17 protein-coding genes and 2 riboswitches are annotated in these 19987 nt (G+C 61.2%); of the genes, 7 read left to right on the top strand and 10 right to left on the bottom strand.

What is annotated here, in order from left to right; all coding sequences use genetic code 11:
* Positions 1–179: 179 nt before the first annotated feature.
* Positions 180–623 carry an Hsp20/alpha crystallin family protein gene (locus E0L15_RS04460; RefSeq protein ID WP_087392600.1) on the top strand — a complete coding sequence of 148 codons (444 nt, stop codon included), beginning with the start codon at positions 180–182 and terminating at the stop codon, positions 621–623.
* Positions 624–682: 59 nt separating this feature from the next.
* Here the strand turns inward: E0L15_RS04460 and E0L15_RS04455 are convergent, their stop codons facing one another.
* Positions 683–1135, bottom strand: coding sequence for a PH domain-containing protein (locus tag E0L15_RS04455; protein WP_087230627.1), 453 nt, complete (start codon positions 1133–1135; stop codon positions 683–685).
* A 160-nt stretch (positions 1136–1295) separates the two neighbouring features.
* Here E0L15_RS04455 and E0L15_RS04450 point away from each other — a divergent pair, with 160 nt between their 5' ends.
* Both E0L15_RS04450 and E0L15_RS04445 read left to right on the top strand, forming a co-directional pair.
* Complete coding sequence (locus tag E0L15_RS04450) at positions 1296–2582, top strand: hypothetical protein (RefSeq protein ID WP_168124672.1); 1287 nt, start codon at positions 1296–1298, stop codon at positions 2580–2582.
* Between the two features lie 9 nt (positions 2583–2591).
* Positions 2592–3290, top strand: a complete 699-nt coding sequence (locus tag E0L15_RS04445; protein ID WP_168124671.1) for a DUF6320 domain-containing protein — start codon at positions 2592–2594, stop codon at positions 3288–3290.
* A gap of 47 nt (positions 3291–3337) precedes the next feature.
* Here the strand turns inward: E0L15_RS04445 and E0L15_RS04440 are convergent, their stop codons facing one another.
* The 9 genes from E0L15_RS04440 to E0L15_RS04400 form a co-directional block, all read right to left on the bottom strand.
* Entirely contained in the window at positions 3338–3658 is a 321-nt protein-coding gene (locus E0L15_RS04440; protein WP_168124670.1) for a hypothetical protein, read from the bottom strand.
* A 514-nt stretch (positions 3659–4172) separates the two neighbouring features.
* Positions 4173–5117, bottom strand: a complete 945-nt coding sequence (locus tag E0L15_RS04435; protein ID WP_168124669.1) for an alpha/beta hydrolase — start codon at positions 5115–5117, stop codon at positions 4173–4175.
* A 19-nt stretch (positions 5118–5136) separates the two neighbouring features.
* Positions 5137–5667 carry a DUF308 domain-containing protein gene (locus tag E0L15_RS04430; protein WP_168124668.1) on the bottom strand — a complete coding sequence of 177 codons (531 nt, stop codon included), beginning with the start codon at positions 5665–5667 and terminating at the stop codon, positions 5137–5139.
* A gap of 771 nt (positions 5668–6438) precedes the next feature.
* Positions 6439–7635, bottom strand: coding sequence for a M20/M25/M40 family metallo-hydrolase (locus E0L15_RS04425; protein WP_168124667.1), 1197 nt, complete (start codon positions 7633–7635; stop codon positions 6439–6441).
* An 87-nt stretch (positions 7636–7722) separates the two neighbouring features.
* Entirely contained in the window at positions 7723–8361 is a 639-nt protein-coding gene (locus tag E0L15_RS04420) for a helix-turn-helix transcriptional regulator (RefSeq protein ID WP_087230607.1), read from the bottom strand.
* Positions 8362–8571: 210 nt separating this feature from the next.
* The gene (locus E0L15_RS04415; RefSeq protein WP_168124666.1) at positions 8572–9312 is read right to left on the bottom strand and encodes an amino acid ABC transporter ATP-binding protein; all 741 of its coding nucleotides are present in this window, start codon (positions 9310–9312) and stop codon (positions 8572–8574) included.
* 16 nt (positions 9313–9328) lie between these two features.
* On the bottom strand, positions 9329–11104 hold the full coding sequence (locus E0L15_RS12325) for an ABC transporter substrate-binding protein/permease (protein ID WP_243155380.1): 1776 nt from the start codon (positions 11102–11104) through the stop codon (positions 9329–9331).
* 112 nt (positions 11105–11216) lie between these two features.
* Positions 11217–11389: riboswitch (Lysine riboswitch) on the bottom strand.
* A gap of 115 nt (positions 11390–11504) precedes the next feature.
* Positions 11505–12914, bottom strand: coding sequence for a sodium:alanine symporter family protein (locus E0L15_RS04405; RefSeq protein WP_168124665.1), 1410 nt, complete (start codon positions 12912–12914; stop codon positions 11505–11507).
* A gap of 124 nt (positions 12915–13038) precedes the next feature.
* Positions 13039–13138, bottom strand: a riboswitch (glycine riboswitch).
* A gap of 602 nt (positions 13139–13740) precedes the next feature.
* The gene (locus E0L15_RS04400; RefSeq protein ID WP_168124664.1) at positions 13741–14202 is read right to left on the bottom strand and encodes an SLOG family protein; all 462 of its coding nucleotides are present in this window, start codon (positions 14200–14202) and stop codon (positions 13741–13743) included.
* Between the two features lie 161 nt (positions 14203–14363).
* Between E0L15_RS04400 and E0L15_RS04395 the strand changes: the two genes are divergently transcribed.
* From E0L15_RS04395 to E0L15_RS04380, 4 genes are all read left to right on the top strand, one after another.
* The gene (locus tag E0L15_RS04395; RefSeq protein ID WP_168124663.1) at positions 14364–14687 is read left to right on the top strand and encodes a helix-turn-helix transcriptional regulator; all 324 of its coding nucleotides are present in this window, start codon (positions 14364–14366) and stop codon (positions 14685–14687) included.
* 179 nt (positions 14688–14866) lie between these two features.
* The gene (secA, locus tag E0L15_RS04390; RefSeq protein ID WP_087230597.1) at positions 14867–17656 is read left to right on the top strand and encodes a preprotein translocase subunit SecA; all 2790 of its coding nucleotides are present in this window, start codon (positions 14867–14869) and stop codon (positions 17654–17656) included.
* A 34-nt stretch (positions 17657–17690) separates the two neighbouring features.
* The gene (pgeF, locus tag E0L15_RS04385; RefSeq protein ID WP_168124662.1) at positions 17691–18503 is read left to right on the top strand and encodes a peptidoglycan editing factor PgeF; all 813 of its coding nucleotides are present in this window, start codon (positions 17691–17693) and stop codon (positions 18501–18503) included.
* Positions 18500–19987 (top strand): ABC transporter substrate-binding protein, encoded by a 1488-nt coding sequence (locus E0L15_RS04380; protein WP_168124661.1) that lies wholly within the window; start codon positions 18500–18502, stop codon positions 19985–19987. The genes pgeF and E0L15_RS04380 overlap by 4 nt, the downstream gene beginning before the upstream one ends.

The raw sequence follows: 19987 nt of genomic DNA, 5'->3' as shown, positions 1-19987 counted from the left end.
GTGTGTGCCGGGAGAAATCGCATATTTTATGAACAAACATCACATAACATGTAAACATTAGCGCTCTCGCCTTGACAGTGCCAATTGACGGTGTTATAACATAATTGTTCCAAAAAGAGGGGCTCGAAAGAGCTTCTCCCGCAGGGCATCAATGAATGCAACGAATGGAGGAATGACTTATGTTGCCCAGCATTTTTGGTGAGAATTTGTTTGATGATTTCTTTGGTGATGACTTTGGGATGTTCCCCATGTGGAACGGCCGCAACCCTCTGTACGGCAAGCACGCCAAGAACTTGATGAAGACCGACGTGCGGGAGACCGAGAACAGCTATGAGCTGGACGTGGATCTGCCCGGGTTTAAGAAGGACGAAATCCAGGTGGATTTGAAGGACGGCTATCTGACCATCCAGGCCGCCAAGGGTCTGGATAAGGACGAGGAAGACAAGAAGGGCAAGTACATCCGCCAGGAGCGGTATGTGGGCGCCTGCAGCCGCAGCTTCTACGTGGGGGATGTGGAGCCCCAGGACATCTCCGCCAAGTATGAGGACGGTATCCTCAAGCTGTCCATGCCCAAGCATGTGAAGAAGGAGCTGCCCAGAAGCACCACCATTGCCATCGGCTAAACACCAGAAAGACACAGAACACCCCGGAGAACGGAGTTCTCCGGGGTGTTTTTTGCTCTTTAGTGGTTCAGGGTCTCGTGGTTGTGATAGGCGATCTCCTGCAAGTACTTGTACAGGGGCTGGATGTTGTATTTCTTGGGGAACTCGAACTTCTTTTCCGCCACTTCCACGCCGCCGCTGCACTTGAAGTAGGGGGAGGCAATGTAGTGGACATTGATCTCGCTGTCGTCGGCGCCAAAGCCCGCCGTCTCCGCAGAGACGTGGATGATGGTGCTCAGGTTGATGGAGTCCACCCGCATTTTCACGCCGGTGGCGCCCTGCTTGTCAAAGTCGATGATGCGCTTGTCGGTGAAGATCACCACGTCCCGGATGAGCCGGAACCCCATGGCGATGGTCTCGCCGTCCATGAGATACATGCCGAACTCCTGGTTCAGGGCCTCGGGGGAGACCTCGTTGAGGTTACCAGCCATCCCTTGCAGCATGGAGCCGCCCAGTTTATTGATGAGTCCCATTTGTAAAAACCCCCTTGAGAGGAATTGACGGCGTAGGAGCCGCCTGTGAGGCCATTGTAACAGGCGGAGCGGGTGGGTGTCAACGCAGTCGGCAGGTTTTGCGGTATTGCCACGGTCCAGAGGGCGTATTATAATAAAGCAAACGAAAGGGGGGTGGAGTATGGTTAGGCGGAGAGGACAGGATAAGGGCTGGTTTCAGCTGGATAATGCCGCCATGATGTACTCTGCCATCCAGAGCGGCACCTATTCGGCGGTGTACCGCTTCTCCGCCGTCATGACCCAGGAGGTGGACCCCCAGGTCCTCCAGCGGGCCATCGACCGCACCATGCCCCGGTTCCCCGGCTTCCATGTGAAAATCCGCAAGGGGGTATTCTGGTACTACTTCGAGCCGGACGACACCCCCGGGCCTTTTTTGCAGCCGGACATTCAAAACCCCTGCCAGCCGGTGTATTTTCAGAACAAGGACCAGCTCATCCGGTTTTTCTACTACCGCCACCGCATCTCCATGGAGGTGTTCCACGCCCTGGCCGATGGCGGCGGGGCGCTGGTGCTCTTTAAGACCCTGTTGGCGGTGTACTTACGGGAGCTGGGGGAGGAGATCCCAAACGAGGAGGGGATTCTGGACGTGGACGAGGCCCCGGACCCCCAGGAGTGGGAGGACGCCTACGCCCGGTACGCCCGGTCCCGGGTGCGGCTGGGCAAGTCCGAGCCCAAGGCCTACCCCTGTACCGGAACCCCGGAGCCCTTCTATACCCTCAACGTCACCATGGGCTTTGTGTCGGTGCAGGCCCTGCGCCAGGTGGCCAAGGGCCATGGGGCCTCCATCACCGAGTATCTGGCGGCGGTGCTCATCCAGTCCATTCTGGCCCGCCAGCGCCGGGAGGGGCGGCGGCGGGAGCTGCCGGTGGCCCTGGCCATCCCCATCAACCTGCGCCCCTATTTTCCCACCCGCACCATGCGCAATTTCATCCTCACGGTGCGCCCCTCCATTGACCCCGAGTTGGGGGACTACACCCTGGAGGAGATCATCTCCCAGGTCCATCACCACATGCGGCTGCACATCACCCGCCAGGAGATGCAGGGGGTCATCACCCGCAACGTGTTTCTCCAGCGGTTTTTGCCCCTCCAGCTCATTCCGGTGCCGGTGAAGAACTTTTCCGTGGATTTGGGGTATCGTCTGGCGGGCAACCGCCCCTATTCCACCACGTATACCAACCCTGGGGCCTTCCGGGTGCCCAAAGAGATGGAGCCCCACATCCAGCACATGGAGGTGGTGCTGGGCCAGTCCTACACCCCCCGGGTGAACTGCGCCTCCATCAGCTACGGGGATATCATGGAGATTACCTTTGCCGGGACGGTGAAGGAGACGGACGTGGAGCGGGACTTTTTCCGCACGCTGGTGCAGGATGGGCTCCACGTGAAGATTACATCCAATCGAAGGGAGTGAAATCAGGCCATGTCATACTGTGTCAACTGCGGGGTGGAGCTGGACAAGGACGCCGCCCGCTGTCCCCTGTGCCAGACCCCGGTGGTCAACCCGGTGTGCCCGGTGGACACCACCATTCCCCCCAACTTCCCCGTGGAGCGGCGGGAGGTGGAGCCGGTAAATCACAGAGAGGTGGCGGTGCTGCTCTCCGCTCTGTACGGGGTGGTGGGCCTGTGCTGTGTGGTGCTCAACCTGCTGTTTTGGTGGCGGGGGATGCCCTGGTCCGCCATTGTGGCGGGGGCCTGCGCCATGCTGTGGGTGTGGACGGTGCTTCCGCTGCTGCTGCGTGGGGTGCACTCCATCTTCCTGGTGGGGCTGGACCTGCTGGCGGTGGCGGGCTTCCTCTGGGTCATCGCCCTGGCGGTAGACGGGGGCAGCTGGCTGGGACAGCTGGCCCTGCCCATCTGGTGGGGGTGCTCGGTGGTCATCCTGTTTTTGTGGTATATCCTCCCTCTGCGCTCCATTTTGAGCCGGTGTATGCTGGTGCTGGGCAGCTGCGTGGTGCTGATGCTGTGGCTGGAGCTGTGCATTGACCTGTTTTTGGGCGGCTATCGGCCCATGTGGTCCCTGGTGGTGGCGGTGGTGGGGGTGACCCTCATGGTGCCCCTGCTCATCATCCGCTACCGGCCGGATTTGCGCCGGGAGGTGCGCAGACGCTTCCACTTCTAAAACATAAGACCCCCGGCGGCTCAAGCACAGAGCCGCCGGGGGTTTCCTCATGGGTGGGCGCGTTGGAGAAGGGCCTGGGCCCGGGGGTGCTCCCGCAGCCAACTGAGGTCCGGGTCCTGCTCCAGCTGGCCCAGCAGCAGGGCCCGCAGCTCTCCGGGCTGGAACGCCTTGGCCTGAGGGGCCATGCGGCGGTACAGCACCGTGTCCCCCAGCTGCCAGGGCTGCTCCAGGGTCTCCAGCATCTGCTCCAACCGGGTGAGGGCCTCCTGGGCGTCCCGGTTGTGCACCGCCACCTGCCACAGGGCGGTGTACTGGTTGTACGGCCACAGCGCCAGAGCCTGGGCGATGGCCTGGGAGGTTTCCGCCACGGAGCGGGCGGCGGGATTAACTGCAGTTAAATAGATAAAAATGCAGGCGCTCCAGGATTCCCCTAGCCATTTGGGCTGGTGGGAAGTTGGGGGGCCGCATTTGATATAGACGCATTTTTGATCTTAACAAGTATGTGAAGGAATTAGACTAAGATATGTGTGAGCTAGCTGTCTTTGTTTGGGTGTAACTTTAGAGTGAGTAATATTGCGCAAAGCGGCCCACTGCTGTTGTTCTAAAAAGATGTAGCGGCAATGAGACATGCGAGCGGCTAGCCCACTGAGTGTGTATGGCCGCCCATCGGGCCGCTGTTTTGTTATCAGCTTATGGAAGATTTCCTCTGTGGCTGCATGAACTTGGGTTGAGTCTGTCCATAGAATAGAATTTAAATTTGGAAAAAATTCCACAAAAAAACCTTTACCACAATATCGAAGATGATAGTTTAACTGGGCATCCGTCATAATAGGATACTCTCCTTATTTCTTTGTTGGAAAACTTGCCAAATGGAAAGGGCATTTAATCGTAGCGCTGTAAAAAATCCGCCACATGCTCCATGGCCTCGCTGGCGCTTTTCAGGGGGAACATCTGGAACACGTGCCACATGTCCGGCCAGGTGCGGATGACGCAGGGCACCTCCGCCTCCCGCAGCTTTTGGGCCAGGGCAGTGGAGTCGTCCCGGAGGATTTCCCGCTCTCCCACGTGGATGAGGGTGGGGGGGAAGCCGTGGAGATCGGCAAACAGGGGGGACAGGTGTGGGTCGCTCCAGTCGGTCTGAGGGGCGTAGGCGGAGCGCACCGCCTGAATGTAGTTCATGGTGAGCATGGGGTCTAGCTCCCGGGCGCTCTGGTAGGACGCCCCGGAGGCGGTGAGGTCGGTCCAGGGGGAGAAGAGCACCAGCCGCCCAGGTAGGAACCGCCCGGACTCTTTCAGCTTCAAGGTCAGCTCCAAAGCCAGGTTGCCCCCGGCGGAGTCCCCCGCCACGATGACGTCCCGGGCGCCATACCCCAGGTGCATCAGGTAGTCCCAGGCGGTGAGGGCGTCCTCTAAGGCTGCGGGGTAGGGATGCTCCGGGGCCAGACGGTACTGGAAGGCCAGGGCCTCACAGCCGGTGGCGGCGGATAGTTTGGCCGCCAGCACTCGGGCGTAGCCCAGATTGCCGCTGGTGTAGCCGCCGCCGTGGCAGTAGAGGATAACCCGCCGCCGCTGGTGGCCCCGCTCGGGACGCACCCAGGCCATGGACATCTGGTGGTGGGTAAAGGGCTCCCAGCTAAAGCCGATGGGGGGAGAGGCCAGCCGCCCCAGCACCTCCTGGCCTCTGCGCTGACGGTTCAGGTCGGCGGGGTCCATGGAGTCGGGGGAGGTGGCGGAGTGGATGGTTTTCAAAGCGGACATCATGCCTTCGGTGAGCCGCTTATTCAAACGCTCGGCGCGCTCCCGGGGGAGCAGGGAGTGGTATTTCATATAAAGAGACCTCCAGGTATCAGGCGTGACGGGCGGACAGGGCGGTGATGAGGTCGCCGATGCCGTCCACAATGAGGCCAATGCCAAAGACCATGATGACCATCTGGGCGGCCTGGAAGGGGTTGACGATGAGCACCAGGCCCACGATGAGGGGCACCAGGGTGGAGATGACGCAGAAGGCCAGACCGGGTGCGTGGTCCTGGATGGCCGCCAGCATCAGGGGCAGCTTCCCCACCCCGTCCATGAGCAGCAGAGCGCCCAGCACGAAGGGGAGGAAGGAGAGAATCACATGGGGGCGGAAGAGGGCGAACAGGGCGAAGAACAGGGGTAAAACGGTGAGAAACAGGTCGCCTCCGAAGGACTGGCCCACCTTTCGGCCCTGGAGGTAGCGGATGAGATGGGGCAGAGCGTACACCACACAGCCGATGGCCAGGGCCCAGACAAAGGCGGTGCCCACGGCGGCGGGGAAGAGGACCAGGGGCAGGCCCAGGGCGATGTAGAGCACCGCCATGCCCACCGAGGCGTTGCGGGACCAGAAGTAGTTGAACATAATATGACCTCCTCAATGGCCCGCAAACGGGCGGGCCGCAGATCTAAGTTCATTGTACCACATCCACCTGACAAGGGCCAGGGAAGAATGGTGCAATTCTTTGTCTCTGACCTGAGGGGCTTGCTCTCCTCCGATTTCTCAGGCGGAAACCAGCGCCCCCGGTGGGGACGCTCCGCTGGGGTCCATTTTGAGTGGCCAAAATGGACGAAAAGCCACTTAGGGCGTTCCCCCCTAAGAACCTCCCTGGGGTACCAGGCTGGGCCTGCGTCAAGGCTATATTCGGCCCGTCACCCTTGCTGTGGCCCCTGTTTGTGCCACCACACCAGGCCACCCTGGGCAGCTGGCCCTATGGCTGGGCGGTTTTCACCTCCGGGCCTGCCTTGGTGCAGCGGCGTTCCCGCCGCCGGGAGCCAGTCCTCCGGCAACTGGGAACAGTTGCACACCAGGGGAAGGCCCTGGCGATAGAAGTAGCGTTTGTTAGAGAAGTGGGTGCTTTCTGTAGAATTTCCATACTATCTATGTGACATGAACCAGTCCAAGGGCCGAAAAGAGGAGGACGCAGGAACTCCCCGTACCGCGGGGTGGATTCCACAAGGCGGGGGAAGGCCCCGCCTTTGGCGATTCTTTGGTGACTTTCTCATCGGGGAGAAAGTCACCCTGCGGAGCAAACCCTGGCTGGCAAGCCTGATCCCAGTGATAAGAGAAGAGGCATGTTTTTCATAGCGCCGAAAAAACAACAGGGCCGCTGCATGGTGCAGCGGCCCCAGAAGATTATTCAGCGCACATATCAAGGATAATGTGGGCAAAGAGCTTGGCCGACAGCATCAAATCGGCGATCTTCACCCGCTCGTCCGCCCCGTGGAGGTGGGTGTCAAACCCGGGCATGGTGCAGCCAAAGGCCACGCCGCCGGGAATCTCGTGGACGTAGGTGCCGCCGCCGGTGGACAGACACTCGCCCTTTTGTCCGGTGTACTCCTCGTACCGCTTCAGCAGGGTCTGCACGAAGGGAGAGTCGGCGGGGGTGTGGTGGGCCTCCTCCTGCTCGCCCTCGAAGGTGAAGCCGTGGGCTTCAAAGGCGGCCCGGGCCACGTTCTCACAGTTTTCCTTTGTGGCGCACAGGGGCACCCGGGAGTCAAAGCGGCCGGTGAGTCCGGTCTCGGTGACCTCCAGCAGGGTGAAGGCCACAGTCAAATCCCCGGCGATGGGCTCGGACTGGGCAATGCCCAGGGCCCGACCATGGTAATCTCCGTGGGGAAGCAAGGTGTTGAGCTGGTTCAGGGCCTCCTTGCAGGGACCCTCGGCCAGAGGCAGGGCGCACAGCAGGGCAATGAGGCCGGTGACGGCGTTGTTGCCCCCCTCGGGCCAGGCGGCGTGGCTGCCCTCGCCCTTGGCGTGGATGACGGTGCAGCCGTCCTGGCTGGTGCAGGTGAAGGTGATGCCAGTGCGGGCGGTGATATCCCGGGCGAAGGGGTGGCGGGCAAAGTACCAGGCGATGTCCCCGGAGCCGCTCTCCTCGTTGGTGCCCATGATGAGGCGGCAGTTGGACTTCAGGGGCACGCCCAGGTCCTTCACCGCCTTCATGGCCAGCAGGGAGGCCACCACAGGGCCCTTGTCGTCGTCGGTGCCACGGCCATAGATGAGGCCGTCCACCACCTTGGGCTGATAGGGCTGGGTGACGGTCCAGCCCTCGCCGGGGGCCACCACGTCCAGGTGGCCCAGAATGTGCAGGGCGTCCTCCTTGTCGCACAGGTCGGCGGTGCCCACGTAGCCCTCGTGGTTTTGGGTGATGAGGCCCCACTCCTGGGCCAGCTTCAGGCCCTCTTCCAGCGCGGCGGCAGGGCCGGGGCCGAAGGGAGCGCCGGGCGCGGGCTCGCCCTCCACGCTGTCAATGGACACCAGGCGGCACACAGCGTCCACCAGCATGTCCTGCTTGTCCTGAAAATAAGCTTCTAACTGTTCACGATACATGATGTATGATCTCCTTATGTAAACGAATGTACAACTATTCCACATTGTAGTCCACCGAGGCGGAAAAAACAAGGGAAGAAAGGGGGATTATTCCTCCTCGCTGTGCTCGGCCAGCTCGCCCAGGTACTTGTACACCGTGTACCGGGACACCCCCAGGTGCTTGGCCACATAGGGCACGGATTTGCGGAAGGAGAAGGCGTTTTTCTGCTCCAGCATGGCGATCATGCGCAGGCGGTCCTTCTTGTTCAGAGCGTCCACCGGCTTGCCCAGGGCGGCCAGGCACCGCTCGAAGAGGTCGGCCAGCTGCTTGGAGTCCCCCTCCTGCCACAGGGCGGACTGCAAGTCCGAGCTGGCGCTCATCAGGTCCACCAGAATGCGGTTGGCAAACACCAGAGAGGTGTAGTCAAAGTTGATGCCCAGGGCCAGGTTGTAGTCCTCCCCGATCATGTGGAAGGTGGAGGATTTGGTCTGGCGTCCGTCGGGGGTAGTGGCGGCAAGGTTGACAAAATCTGTCACCGAGGAGTCGGCGTCCAGCTCCAGGCCGATGCCCAGGATATCCATGGTGGAGCCCACCTCCCGGCCGGAGACATGGCCGTTATAGATGGACAAAATGGGATGGGAGGGGACTCCCATGTCGTGCACCAGGGTCTCACAGGAGGAGCCGAACATCTCGGCAATGCCCCGGGCGGTGCGGTCTAAAAATTCAAAGGCTTCATCTCTCGTCATATGGAAGCCCTCCTTCTTTACAAACTGTCAACCTTTATTGTACTAAATCGCGGCCAAGTTGGCAAGGGGAAACTGCCCTCAAGTCTCCACCTCAAATTAAAATCCGTGCCACTGTGGGGCACACCATACTTATTCACGATTCATTTTTCATTATTCATTAAAACTCGCCCCGGCGGAGTACAACGTTTGCACTCTGCCGGGGCGGGTTTCTCATTCTCCCATGAATCGGGCCAAAAACTCCCGGGTGCGGGTCTGCCGGGGGTTGGTGAACACGTCCTTGGGGTCGCCCTGCTCGCAGATGACTCCGTCGGCCATGAACACCACATGGTTGGACACGTCCCGGGCGAAGGCCATCTCGTGGGTCACCACCAGCATGGTCATGCCCTGGGAGGCCAGGTCCTTCATCACCGAGAGCACCTCGCCCACCATCTCCGGGTCCAGGGCGGAGGTGGGCTCGTCGAAGAGCAGCACCTCCGGCTCCATGGCCAGGGCCCGGGCGATGGCCACACGCTGGCGCTGGCCGCCGGAGATCTGCCGGGGCCGGGCGTTGATGTAGGGGGCCATGCCCACCTGCTCCAAGTACTTCATGGCGTTTTCCTTGGCCTCCGCCTTAGACTTTTTCAGCACCTTCACCTGGCCTACCATGCAGTTTTCCAGCACGGTCATGTTGTTGAACAGGTTGAAGGACTGGAACACCATGCCCACCTGGGAGCGGTAGCGGCAGGGGTTGAAGCCCCGGGCGGTGATGTTCTCCCCGTGGAAGAGGATGTCTCCGGCGGAGGGGGTCTCCAGGAGGTTGATGCACCGCAGCAGGGTGGACTTGCCCGAGCCGGAGGCACCGATGATGGAGGTCACGTCTCCGGGTCGGACGGTGAAGTCGATATCTTTCAGCACCTCATGATTGCCAAAGGACTTGGACAGATGCTTGATTTCCAAAATTGCGTCGTTCATATCCGTGTCCTCCTTCTCAGTCTTTGTCAAAGGGATTGGTGCGGTTGGGGTGGTTGTAGGTTCCGGCGGACATGGTCAGGGCGTCCACCTGCACCAGCTCGTAGTTGTCCGAGCCGTCCATGCGCTTCTCAATGAGCCGCAGCGCCGCAGAGGCCAGCAGGGTCATGGTCAGGTAGCCGATCATCTCGATGGCGGCGGAGGGGAAGTACAGGTTGTTCACGCCCACGATGTAGCGGTGGAAGGCGAAGAACTCGGTGAAGCTGATGATAAACATCACGGACGTATCCTTGATGTTGATGATGAAGTTGTTGCCGATCTGGGGGATGATGTTGCGGATGGCCTGGGGCAGGATCACCGAGGTCATGGTCTGGAAGTGATTCATGCCGATGGCCCGGGCGCCCTCGGTCTGGCCGGGATCAATGGAGATGATACCGCCACGCACCGACTCGGCCATGTAGGCGCCGGTGTTGATGGACACCACGATGATGGAGGCCAGCCAGATGCCTTCAGCCCCCCGGAAGGCCACCGAGCCATTGGTGAAGTAGGGCAGGCCGTAGTAGATGAACACCGCTTGCAGCACCATGGGAGTGCCGCGGAACACCTCCACATAGATGCGCACCAGGGCCCGAATCACCTTGAGGATGACCCGCTTGGGCAGGGGGTCCTGCTTGGCGTAGGGGATGGTGTTCAGAATGCCGCACACCAGGCCGATGACACATCCAATGACGGTGGCGGCCACGGCCAGCACCAGGGTGTTCAAGATGCCCTTGAGGTAGCCGGTGTGGTACTCGCTCCACAGCTGGGCCATGTCGCGGCCCAGCTTGACAAAGAGGTTGGCGTCGGTGTCGTCGGTGGCGGGCTGGGCGGCGATGGCCTGGTCCATGATGGCGTCAAAGTCCTCCGCTGTGAGCTGGGAGAGCACGGCGTCCATGGCGTCCTTGAGCTGGGTGTTGCCCTTCTTGACCGAGATGCCGATGTTCACGTTCTCCGCCCGCTCGGCCTCGGTCTCAAACTGGAAGTCCCCGTCGGTGCCGGAGAAGTCCAGCACCACCAGGTTGTCGTCCTTGGCGGCGGCGCCCTTGGCGGTGGGCATGTCGGTGCAGATGAAGTCGGCCATGCCGGTTTGCAGCTGCATAATCATGGCAGGGGCGTTGTCGGCGGGGGACAGAATGTTGGCGTCGGGAATCTGGGGCAGACAGGAGTCATACCAGATGGTGCCGGACTGGGCGGTGCAGATGCCCCCGGCCAGGTCGGCAATGGAGGTGGCGGAGGCGTAGGGGCTGTCCTTGGAGGTCAGGCACACGATGGTGGCGTAGTAGTAGGGGCCAGCCATGTCCACTTCCTTCATCCGGTCGGCGGTCATGGACTGGCCGGCGATGTTGGCGTCCATGGTGCCCGCCTGGACGGCGGGGGTCAGGGAGTCCCAGGAGCTGGACACCACTTCCAGCTCCCAGCCGTAGGCCTCACAGATGCGCTTGGCGATCATCACGTCGTAGCCGTTGGCGTAGGACCCGGACACGTTGGAGATGGGCACGGCTCCGTTGGAGTCGTCCATCTGCATCCAGTTGTAGGGGGCGTAGGCGCACTCCATACCCACGGTGAGCACGCCGTCCTCCAATCCGGGGATGGTGGAGGTGTCCACGTCGGTGAAGTCGGGGACGTCGGGGACGTCCGCGGCCGGTGCCTGGCTGGCAGAGGTGTTGGAGCCGGAGTCCGAGGGGCTGGCGGTACAGGCCGCCAGGGACAGCACCAGCGCCACCGCCAGGAGCAGGGCAAAGAGTTTCTGTTTCATGGGGGTTCCTCTCTCCTTCTTTTTTCGAGTAAACAAAAAGACCATGAACCGCGTGATGCGATCATGGTCAACAAACCCCCGCCCACACTGTGGGGGACGGGAACTTTTGGCTTGCCATGATAGCGCTTCACACCAGGGGGTGTGACAGTCCGCCGGGTATTTCCCGACGGCCCAGGCACAAAGAGGGTGGAAGCCCCTTTGCCCTTCGGCGGTGACACCTCGCACCCCACGCCCTTCCAGGCTTATGTGTGGGATGCCCATTGGCACCGCGCCTCTATCAGTGGTTCATTTTGGCGGTATTATATCTCCCCCGGGCAGGGTTGTCAACCAATCCGAAGATTTTTGGCAAACCTGACCGGGGGAGTGGAGGGGGGACGGGGAAACTATAGGGAAATTCCCATTATTTCAGGGCGTTTCCCCGGCGTTTGGCGATGCCCACCACGATGGAGGACAGGGCAAACAGGGCGATGGCGTTGGGGATGACCATGAGGTTGTTGAACAGGTCGGTGAGGCCCCACACCAGGTCGTTGGACATGGTGGTGCCCAGGAAGATGAACACCAGGGCCAGCACCCCGTAGACAGGGGCAGCCTTTTTGCCGAAGAGGTACATCACGTTGATCTTACCGAACAGGTTCCAGCCCAACACGGTGGAGAAGGCAAAGAAGAACAGGCAGATGGCCACGAAGATGGCCCCGAAGTGGGCGCCGAACACGGTGCCAAAGGCGGTCTGGGCCAGGTTGGCGCTGTTGAGGGTGGCGGTGACGTCCCCCACATAGCCGCCGGCCAAGGGGCCGTCGGAGGTGTACAGGGTGGAGATGACCACCAGGGCGTTGAGGGTGAGCACCACGAAGGTGTCGATGAACACGCCCACCATGGCCACCACGCCCTGCTCGTGGGGGTCTTTCACGTTGGCCTGGGCGTGGGCGTGGGGGGTGGAGCCCATGCCCGCCTCATTGGAGAACAGGCCCCGCTTGGCGCCCTGGCTGACGGCGGTCTTGATGGCGTAGCCGAAGCCGCCGCCGATGATGGCCTGGGGCTGGAAGGCGTAGCGGAAGATCATGGCGAAGGTCTCGGGCAGGTAGGCGATGCGGGCCACCAGTACGGCCAGAGCACCCAGCAGGAAGATGGCGGCCATGATGGGCACCAGCTTCTCGGTGACGGCGGCCAGACGCTGCACGCCGCCCAGGAAGATGAAGGCGCAGATGACCACCAGCACCACGCCCATCACCCAGGAGGGCACGCCAAAGGCGGTCTGGAAGGTGGAGCCGATGGAGTTGGACTGGACCATGCAGCCCATAAAGCCCAGGGCCAGGATGATGGCCACGGCGAAGAACCCGGCCAGAAACTTGCCGAAGGCGCCCCGGAAGGCGGTGGTGATGTAGTACACCGGGCCGCCGTGGATGTGGCCGTCCTGGTCAATGACCCGGGTGTGGATGGCCAGGGTGGCCTCGGCGTAAATGGTGGCCATGCCGAAGAAGGCGATGATCCACATCCAGAAGATGGCCCCGGGGCCGCCGGTGAGGATGGCGCCGGAGGCGCCCACGATGTTGCCGGTGCCCACCTGGGCGGCGATGGCGGTGGCCAGGGCCTGGAAGGAGCTCATGCCTTGGGCCTGGGCCCCGCCCCGCAGGGACAGGTTGCCAAAGACCTGTTTCATGCCCTCGCCAAAGCAGCGCACCTGCACAAACCGGGTGCGGATGGAGTAGAACAGGCCAACGCCAATGAGCAGAAACACCAGAATGTAGCTGGATAGGTAGTCATTTAAGGCGTTGACCACGGGTAAAAGTGCGGCTTCCAATTGCTGAACCATGTTGAATCCTCTCCTCGAGCTGTTTTTGACAAAACAAAAACAGGTTGCGGATGGAATACTCCGCAACCTGAGGAAATGACGGTGCTGGCACCTGCGCCCCAACGGGGAGCGGGTGCGTTGGCGTATGATTTCCTCTGTCCTTTTGCCTGAGAGATTGGCGGGAACCAGCGGTCCCCACGTTGCACCTTCGGCACTCATTGCTGAGCTTCTCCAGAGTTACATCCACGTACAGTCCTCACCCCGTGTCCCGGGGAACCTGAGAGTGTCACTCCTTCGGTAGGCCGACCCTGGCCTTTTCCTGCACGCTTCGTCTGCTTTTGTTTTGTTGTGATGGACATTATACCGCCACATGCGGACAGTGTCAAGGGGAATTTTGTACAGTAAAGTGGTGCATAAAGGGGTGGGAATTTAGATGCACCTCCAGGCGCAGAGCACCCCCGGTGCAGGGGGAGCTGTCTGCCGCTAGGCAGACCCGTCTAACCGCCCCTGTTTCAGGCTTGCCAGCCTGGCGGGGACGCTCCCCGCTGGGGGTCCATTTTGAGTGGCCAAAATGGACAAAAAGCCACAAAAGGGGCACGCCCCTTTTGAAACCCCAATGGTTTTATGTTGTTTTGTGCGGTGGGGCCGTAGTCGGCCCTGGGCCTGGAGGGGTCACATAGATGGCGTATCACATCTCTGGGGTGTGCCTGCTCCGCTGGCAGGTTTCCCTTCCATTGCCAGGGCCTCAAGTCTGGTGGCATGCGGCCGCTTCCCGGCCGCCGAGGGCCGGACGCACCAGAAGAAGAAGACAAAGCGGAGCGGCCTTGTTTGTTGGGTAGTGATAGATTTAAATTCGAATAAACTGTATCTCTCGTTCCAGTTTGTGGGCGTAACGTATGGTATGAAAGGTTCCACCGGATTTGCGGCCATCGTAGACTGCGATGATACGCTGAGACGCTTCTACCATGTATCGGTTGCGCTTCATAAAACAAGATGGTACATACTGCTCACATGCTACATACACACGGTCACATGTCTGTAACAGAGGATAAAAATCTGCATGTTTTGAATTTAATCGTCCTTCATAGGGAATAGCAGCTTCCAAGAGCAGCTCTGGGTTTTGGGCTTTTGCATCGGCTACGACAGCGGCAAATATCAAGTCTGCGCCATTGGCAAAACCGGATAAAAATCGGGTATAACCGTCTGCAATGGCCTGTTGTACAGCCTCTTGTAGCTGTTGTTTCACCAAGGGAAGCTGTTGGTCTGAAATGTTTCGGTGTCCTGTAACACAGCATGTTTTTGTCTGCATACCCATTTGCGCCTCCATATACAGATTTTAACCGTCGCTATAAGCAAGAATAAAGGATTTAATCTTGCATGTCAATACACAAGAGGGATTAAATATTGTATTTTTGGCATAGGCACAGGATAAAATGAAGCAAGAACAAACCGAGAAGGGAGGCGGTTGCCGTGTACGAGGAATTTACCCAAGGGCGCATTGCCCAGCTGCGCACGGAGAAAAAGGTTTCCGCCCGGGATATGTCCCTGTCTCTGGGACAAAACAATAGCTATATCAACCAGATTGAGAATGGAAAATCATTGCCGTCTCTCCAGGGGTTGTTCTATATCTGCGAGTATTTTGGCATCACGCCCCAGGAGTTTTTTGACCGGGGCAATCTCTATCCCGCCCAGCTGGGACCGGTGGTGGAGGATTTGAAGAATCTGGACCAGGAGACTTTGGCCCATGTGGCGGCCCTGGTCCGGCGACTGGCCCAGCACACACAGAAAGCATAGAGAGATCGACGGAGGGTGTGGATACGCATCCTTCGTCTCTTTGTTTCTCCGGGGGCTTCAGGAGAAAACCATACGTTATTTTCAATTTCCTCTTTTTTCTCGTGGGGGAGTATGGTATACTACATAAGTTAAAATGGGTTTTTCTACCCAAGCACTGAACCAGAAAGGAAGCGCGCAACATGGGTTTGTTTACGAAAATATTTGGCACCCCGTCCCAACGGGCGGTCAAGGCGCTCACCCCCCTCGTGGATAAAATTGAGGCCCTGGAAGAGGAAATGAAGGCCCTCACCGACCAGCAGCTGCGGGCAAAAACCGACGAGTTTAAGGCCCGTCTGGCCAACGGCGAGACCCTGGACGACATTCTCCCCGAGGCCTTTGCCGTGTGTCGGGAGGCAGACTGGCGTGTTCTGGGTATGCGTCCCTATCGGGTGCAGCTCATCGGCGGCATCATCCTCCACCAGGGCCGTATCGCCGAGATGCGCACCGGTGAAGGTAAGACCCTGGTGGCCACCCTGCCCGCCTACTTGAACGGCCTGTCCGGCAAGGGCGTGCACATCATCACCGTCAACGACTACCTGGCCAAGCGTGACTCGGAGTGGATGGGTAAGGTGTACCGATTCCTGGGGCTGACTGTGGGCCTGGTCATCCACGGCGTGGACAAGGAGGCCAAGAAGGCCGCCTACGCCGCTGACATCACCTACGGCACCAACAACGAGTTCGGCTTCGACTACCTGCGAGACAACATGGCCATCTACTCCAAGGAGCTGGTGCAGCGTGGCCACAGCTTCGCCATCGTGGACGAGGTGGACTCCATCCTCATCGACGAGGCCCGTACCCCTCTGATCATCTCCGGTCAGGGCGAGAAGTCCACCCAGCTCTACCAACTGGTGGATAACTTCGTGGCCCGTCTGACCTGCCAGCGGGTGGCCTCCGTGGACGCCAAGGAGGAGGAGGACGTCAACATCGACGCCGACTACATCGTGGACGAGAAGGCCCGCACCGCCACCCTCACCGCCCGTGGCGTGGCCAAGGCCGAGCAGCAGTTCAACCTGGAGAACCTGTCCGACCCCGAGAACACCACCCTGTCCCACCACATCAACCAGGCCATCAAGGCCCGTGGCGTCATGCGCCGGGACATTGACTACGTGGTGAAGGACGGCGAGGTCATCATCGTCGACGAGTTCACCGGCCGTCTCATGTACGGCCGCCGCTATAACGAGGGCTTGCACCAGGCCATCGAGGCCAAGGAGCACGTCACCGTGGCCCACGAGTCCAAGACCCTGGCCACCATCACCTTCCAGAACTACTTCCGCCTCTACGACAAGCTGTCCGGTATGACCGGTACCGCCATGACCGAGGAGGAGGAGTTCGGCCAGATCTACTCCCTGGATATCGTGGAGATTCCCACCAACCGCCCCGTGGCCCGTGTGGACCACCCCGACCAGGTGTACAAGACCCAGGCCGGCAAGTACCGGGCTGTGGTCCGTCAGATCAAGGAGTGCCACGAGAAGGGCCAGCCTGTGCTGGTGGGTACCGTGTCCATTGAGATCTCCGAGCTGGTGAGCAAGCTGCTGACCCGGGAGGGCATTCCCCACAACGTGTTGAACGCCAAGCACCACGACAAGGAAGCGGAGATCGTGGCCCAGGCCGGTAAGCTGGGCGCCGTCACCGTGGCCACCAACATGGCCGGCCGTGGTACCGATATTATGCTGGGCGGTAACGCCGAGTACATGGCCAAGGCGCTGCTCCGCCGCCAGGGCATGAGCGACGAGCTTTTAGCCGAGTGCGACGGCCACGCCGACACCGACAACGAGGAGATTCTCGCCGCCCGTGAGGCCTTCGCCCAGGCTGAGGCCCAGTTCAAGGCCGAGATCAAGGAAGAGGCCGAGAAGGTCCGGGAAGTGGGTGGATTGTACATCCTGGGCACCGAGCGCCACGAGTCCCGCCGTATCGACAACCAGCTGCGCGGCCGTGCCGGCCGTCAGGGCGACCCCGGCGAGAGCTGCTTCTTCCTGTCTCTGGAGGACGACATCCTCCGCCTGTTCGCCTCCGACTGGATTCAGAGCGTCATGGATAAGCTGGGCGTGGACGAGGACACCCCCCTGGACCAGAAGATGCTGTCCAACGCCATCGAGAAGGCCCAGCGGAAGGTGGAGTCTCAGAACTTCCAGATCCGTAAGACCGTGCTGGAGTACGACGACGTGATGAACACCCAGCGTGAGGTCATCTACAAGCAGCGCCGCCAGGTGCTGGACGGCGAGGACGTCCACGCCGCCATTGAGAACATGCTCACCACCACCGTCACCAACCTCATCGCCGGACACACCGGAGAGCAGGGCAAGCTGGACGAGGCTGGCTTCAAGGTGGCCATGGCCCCCTGGGTCAACGTGATGTTTACCGCCCAGCAGCTGGACGATGTGAAGGGACAGCTGGGGAGCCTGTCCACCCAGGCCCTCACCGACAAGCTGCTGGAGCTGGCCCATGCCAACTACGAGCACCAGGCCGACTCCATTGCCCAGCAGCTGGCGGAACTGGGCCAGACCGCCATTCAGAACCCCATGGGTGAGCTGGAGCGGGTCATCCTGCTGCGCGTGGTGGATGAGTACTGGATGGACCACATCGACGCCATGACCGAGCTGCGCCAGGGCATCGGCCTGCGGGCTTACGGCCAGTCTGACCCCGTGGTGGAGTACAAGCGGGAAGGCTACGACATGTTCGAGGAGATGATCGCCGCCATCCAGGAGGAGACCCTGCGGCGTCTGTACTCCGCCCGCATCCGCACCAACCAGGGCATCCAGCGTCAGCGTGTGGCCAAGGTCACCGGCGAGTCCGGCGGTTCGGACAACACCGTGACCCAGCAGCCCACCAAGAAGACGGTGAAGATCGGCCGCAACGACCCCTGCCCCTGCGGGTCCGGCCTGAAGTGGAAGAAGTGCACCTGCGAGCAGTACCACCACGGGGAAGAGTAACCTTTGTGACCCAATCACCGGGAGGTAACCCACCATGACAATTGTCCAGAAGCAACATCAATCTGTGGTCTTTTTGGCCTCTGAGGAGATGGAACAGGCCGGGGGCGTGGCCCACGGCTTCTCCACCCGCTTGGGCGGCATCTCAGAGGGCATGTGGGCGTCCCTGAACCTGGGCGTGAGCCGGGGGGACGACCCGGACCATGTGCGGGAGAACTACCGCCGGTTTCTGGAGGCCATCGGGGCCCAGGGGTCCCGGGTGGCCATGTCCAACCAGGTCCATGAAAACCATGTGCGGGTGATCACCAAGGCGGACGTGAAGGAGGACCCCTACGAGAAGGTGAACTACGAGGCCGACGGCCTGGTCACCGACCTGCCCGGGGTGACCCTGGTGATCTTCTCCGCCGACTGCCTGCCCATCTTGTACTATGACCCGGTGCGCCAGGTGGTGGCCGCCGCCCACGCCGGGTGGCGGGGCACCGCCGCCGACATCGCCGGGGCGGTGGTGCGCAAGATGGAGGAGGTATACGGCTGTGACCCCCAGAACATCCTGGCCGCCATCGGCCCGGGCATCGGCCCCTGCTGCTTTGAGACCCATGAGGACGTGCCCAACGCCATGATGTCCGCCTTCTCCACCCCGGTGCTCAAGTACCTGCACATCCAGGAAAACGGGAAGTATTCCGTGGATTTGAAGGGCATCAACGCCATGCGCCTGGAAAAGGCGGGCGTGCCCACCGAGAACATCGGCGTCTGTGAGCTGTGCACCAGCTGCCACCCGGACCTGTTCTGGAGCCATCGCTGTGTGGGCACCAACCGGGGCTCCATGGCCGCCGCCATTGGTTTGAAATGAGACGCAAGACCCAACTAGCGGCCCTGGCCGTGGCGGGGGCGCTGCTCCTGTCCGGCTGTACCGCCGCCACGGAGGAAAACCCGGCCCCGTCGGCCGCCCCCACCGGGACGGTGCAGCCGGTCCAGACCGGGACCTTTTCCCTGGCCTATGACCCCAAACAGACCATGCACCCCATCACGGGCACCAACGGGGCGAATTTGGAGCTGGGGGGATTGGTGTACCAGGGCCTGTATGAGCTGGACCAGAGTTTCCAGCCCCAGCCCCGGCTGGCTGCCGGGGCCACCGCCGGGTCCGACGGCCTGACCTGGACGGTGGAGGTGGCCCAGGGGGTGTGCTTCTCCGACGGCACCCCCCTCACCGCCGCCCATGTGGTCTCCTCCCTGGAGACCGCCCGCACCGCCACCCGGTACCAAAACCGCCTGTCCGGCGTCACTGGGGTGGCCCAGACCGGGACCTATACCCTCACCATCACCCTGTCCCGCCCCAACGCCAACCTGCCCGCCCTGCTGGATATTCCGGTGGTGCTGGAGCGGGAGGGACAGGACCCCTTGGGCACCGGGCCCTACCTGTTGCAGGATGGGGCCCTGGTGGCCAACCCTTACAGCGGGCAGGTGGACGCCCTGCCCGCCCAGACCATCCCCCTGGTGGAGGTGAGCACCCCGGACCGGCGCAAGGCCGCCTTTGACAGCGGCGAGGTGTGGATGGCCACCACCCAGTTTTCCGACCCCAATGCCCTGGGCTACTCCGGCACCTGTGAGGTGTCCGACTACCCCACCAGCCAGCTTTTATACCTGGGCTTTCAGACCCAGCGAGGGGCGTGTGCCGACGCCGGAGTGCGCCAGCGCATCTCCTCGGCCCTGAACCGGGACAGCCTGGTGCAGGTGCAGCTGTCCGGCCACGGGAACCCCACCCCATGGCCCATCTCCCCGGCGTGGGGGGAGCTGCCGGAGTGGACCCAGGGGGGCACGGAGGAGAGTACCGGGGGGAGCCTCACCCTCATCGTCAACGAGGACAACTCTACCCGGCAGCAGGTGGCCCAGGCTGTGGCCAATCAGCTGGAGGGGGCGGGGTTTACCGTAACGGTGAAGTCCCTGGCCTGGGAGGACTATGTGTCCGCCCTGGAGCGGGGCAATTTTGATTTGTACCTGGGTCAGGTGCAGCTCACTTCGGATTTTGACCTCACCGCTCTGCTCACCGGGTCCTTGAGCTATGGGGGCACCCAGAGCGAGGTGCAGGAGCTGCTCAACGCCTGGCGCAGGACCGGGGGAGAGACGGAGCTGGAGGCCTATCTGGCGGGCTTTGCCCAGCAGACCCCGCTGGCTCCCATCTGTTTTTTACGGGGTTCCCTGCTGGTGCGGTGGGGCCTGGTGACGGGGGTGACCCCCACCCAGTCAAATCTCTATGCGAATGTGGATCAGTGGACGATCTGGTCGTCCGTGGAAGATAAAAACGCTGGTATCCAACAGCAAGACAAAGATAAATAA

This window comes from Pseudoflavonifractor sp. SW1122 (assembly GCF_012027765.1).
GTDB classification, from domain to species: domain Bacteria; phylum Bacillota; class Clostridia; order Oscillospirales; family Oscillospiraceae; genus Enterenecus; species Enterenecus faecium.
This window is presented reverse-complemented; position numbering and strand designations above follow the sequence as displayed.